Source organism: Thermomonas sp. (genome assembly GCF_041905325.1).
GTDB lineage: Bacteria > Pseudomonadota > Gammaproteobacteria > Xanthomonadales > Xanthomonadaceae > Thermomonas.
In genome coordinates, this window is record NZ_JAYRLK010000025.1 from 1 (window position 1) to 2,926 (window position 2,926).

Annotated in this window: 4 protein-coding genes; 2 read left to right on the forward strand and 2 right to left on the reverse strand. The window is 68.1% G+C overall.

Annotation, left to right across the window (positions count from 1 at the left end; all coding sequences use genetic code 11):
- Positions 1-1,158: mechanosensitive ion channel family protein (locus ACE3OK_RS12315; protein WP_374249845.1), on the forward strand; the 1,158-nt coding region annotated here is incomplete at its 5' end.
- Positions 1,159-1,213: 55 nt separating this feature from the next.
- Here ACE3OK_RS12315 and ACE3OK_RS12320 read toward each other — a convergent pair.
- Positions 1,214-1,846 (reverse strand): TetR/AcrR family transcriptional regulator, encoded by a 633-nt coding sequence (locus tag ACE3OK_RS12320; RefSeq protein WP_374249846.1) that lies wholly within the window; start codon positions 1,844-1,846, stop codon positions 1,214-1,216.
- A 116-nt stretch (positions 1,847-1,962) separates the two neighbouring features.
- On the opposite strand from ACE3OK_RS12320, the gene ACE3OK_RS12325 reads away from it, so the two are divergent.
- Complete coding sequence (locus ACE3OK_RS12325) at positions 1,963-2,430, forward strand: hypothetical protein (protein ID WP_374249847.1); 468 nt, start codon at positions 1,963-1,965, stop codon at positions 2,428-2,430.
- Positions 2,431-2,439: 9 nt separating this feature from the next.
- Here the strand turns inward: ACE3OK_RS12325 and ACE3OK_RS12330 are convergent.
- On the reverse strand, positions 2,440-2,926 hold a 487-nt coding region (locus ACE3OK_RS12330), incomplete at its 5' end, for an FTR1 family protein (RefSeq protein WP_374249848.1).

Below are 2,926 nucleotides of genomic sequence, written 5' to 3' on the forward strand. Positions count from 1 at the left end.
GGCGTGGCGGCCGCGGAGACACTGCTCATGGCCCTGCTGCTGTGGGGCCTGTGGCGGCTGTCCAGCACGCTGGAGCAGGCGCTGGGCCTGCGACTTGAAAACGACGAAGACAGCAACCCCCGTACGGGGCGCACCTGGCTGCAGTACGCACAGGGCCTGCTGTCGCGGCTGGTGCAACTGGCCACGCTGTTCCTGAGTGCGGCGCTGCTGTTCTTCTGGGTCACCTCGGTGCTGCTGGCCTTTCCGGGCACGCGCGGCCTGGGCGAGCGGCTCGGTGGCCTGTTTCTGGAGACGGCCGCGGCGCTGGGCGAAGGCGTGCTGCGCGCCATTCCGGGACTGGTCGTGGTGGCGGTGATCGTGCTGCTGGCGCAAGCCGTGGTGGAGGCGTCAGACGCGGTCTTCCGGGCCGTGGCGCGGCGCAACCTGGCCGTGAGCTTCATCCATCCCGAAACAGCGGCCGCCACGCGGCGGCTGGTGGCGCTGGGCATCTGGGCGCTAGCCGTGGTGGCGGCCTACCCGTACCTGCCGGGCTCCAGCAGCGACGTGTTCAAGGGCGTGTCCGTGTTGCTGGGGGCGATGATCACACTGGGCTCGTCGGGCGTGGTCAACCAGCTCATGAGCGGGCTGGTGCTGGTGTATTCACGCGCGCTGCGGCTGGGCGACCATGTGGTGGTGGGCAAGGACAGTGACGCCGTGGAAGGCGTGGTGCAGGAAGTGGGCACGCTGGCCACCAAGCTCAAGACCATGCGCAACGAGGAAATCACCATCCCCAACGCCGTGCTGGTGAGCAACCCGATCCGTAACTACTCGCGCCTGTCGGCCACCCAGGGCACCATGATGGCGACGCGCATCACCATCGGCTACGACGCCCCCTGGCGCCAGGTGCACGCGCTGCTGCTGAAGGCTGCCCGTGCCACCGAGGGCCTGCGCCAGACGCCGGAGCCCTTTGTGCTGCAACGCGCGCTGAGCGACTTTTACGTGGAGTACGAGCTGTACGTGTACCTGGACAAGCCGCTGGAGCGCCTGCCGCGCCTGAGCGAGCTGCACCAGAACATCCAGGACGCGTTCAACGCGGCGGGCGTGCAGATCATGTCGCCGCACTTCTACGAGCAGCCCGCCCAGGCCGTTGTCGTGCCCAGGGATCGCTGGAACGGGTAAAACAGGCCTCTAAGCCTCACCGGGACTGCGTGAGGCGCTATCAAAACGATAGCGCCTAGCGGCTGTTTGCCGCCCCCTGCCCCGCACTCGCCAGCAGCGCCAGGTCCACCATGCGCATGGCGTGGGCCACGGCGTTGTCCAGAACCTTGGGGCTCAGGCTCAGGTGCTGCATCGCGTTGCTTTGCAGAATGGTGGCCAGCCCGTGCATGGATGACCAGACGAACAGCGCGTCCGCGTCGACCCGCGCCGCCACGCCGCGCCCGGTGCCGTACAGCGGCGCCAGCGCTTCGCGCAGCACGTCGAATGAGCGGCGTGCGTCGCGCAGCAGGCCGGGGTGGTCGGCCACGCTGGGCCAGGGCGTGCTGAACATCAGCCGGTATTCCAGCGGGTGCTCCAGCGCAAAGCGCAAGTAGTCGGTGCCCAGGGCGTGCATGTTGGCCATCGGATCAGCCTGCCGGTCGCGCCCGGCCAGCGCGGCGGCAAACTGCTCAAAACAACGGCGAATCACTTCGGCCAGAAGGTGGTCTCGGCTCGGATAGTGCTTGTAAGGCGCCTGGTGCGACACGCCCAGGCGCCGCGCCACGTCGCGCAGGCTCAGGCCCTCCACGCCCTGCTCGGCAATCACGGCATGGGCGGCCTGCACGCAGGCTTCCCGCAGGTTGATGCTGTCTTGCTGTCCGGTTGCCATGCTTGCTCCTCCAGTGGCAGATTGTCACCTGACTGGTTGTTCCGGCCCTTGTAGTTGACAGTGTCAACATCTGTCGCCATACTGGTAGACACTGTCTACTTTATTCGAGTCTGCCCATGAAATCCAGCGCAGCGTTCACGTTCCGGCCCCTGCTGGCCTGGGCCCTGGCCGGCGCCGCCAGCCTGCTGACGGGCTGCGGCATTTCCACGCCCTACCGTGGGAGCACGGCCGCCCCGCCCGGCGGGGCACTGCTGATCGTCACCCACGCCGTGGTGGACCCGGCGGGCCGCAGTGAGTTTTTCACGCAGACCCTCAAGGTGCTGGACAGCATGGACGGCCAGCCCGGGCTGGTGGGCTACTCGGTGCGGCGGCAGTTGGTGGGCAACGAGGTCTGGACGATGACGCTTTGGGCCGACCACGGCGCCATGGTGCGGTTTGTGAGCCAGCCTGCGCACTGGGACGCCATGACCGTGAGTGGCAGCGCCATCCGCAGCATGGCGGTGCGGCGGCGCATGCTGCCTGGCGGCGCCCCGGCACCCGGCTGGGCCGAAGCCTTGCGGCTGCTGCAAGCAACCGCCCCCTGAGGCACCGCCTCAGGCTGCGTGCGTGTCGCGGACGGGGCCGCGCCGGTCCATCAGGTGCGCACCCAGCAGCCAGAGGGTGGGCAGCAGCACCATCCCAACCGCAATGACCTGCGCAATCCAGCCTTCGGCCAGGTTCTCGGTGGCCAGGTGCCACCAGGCGTTGTCGATGCCGGGCACCAGACCCGACTCGGTGAACTCATGCAGCGCATAGATCACCAGCTGCACGGCAAACACCATCATGAACCACGAGGTGACGCGGAAGAAGCGCGACAGGTTCACCTTCTGGCCAAAGCGCACCCACAGCCAGCTGATGACGCCCGCCAGCGCCACGCCCAGCAGCCCGCCCCACGCCATGTGGCGTGCATCGGCGTTGGCGCCCAGCGAGGCGATCATGGTGGCGGCCTCGATGCCTTCGCGGCTGACCATGAACACGGTGAACCCGAACACCGACCACCAGGCACGCGGCCTGGTCAGCAGGCGCGCGGTGTCCAGCCGG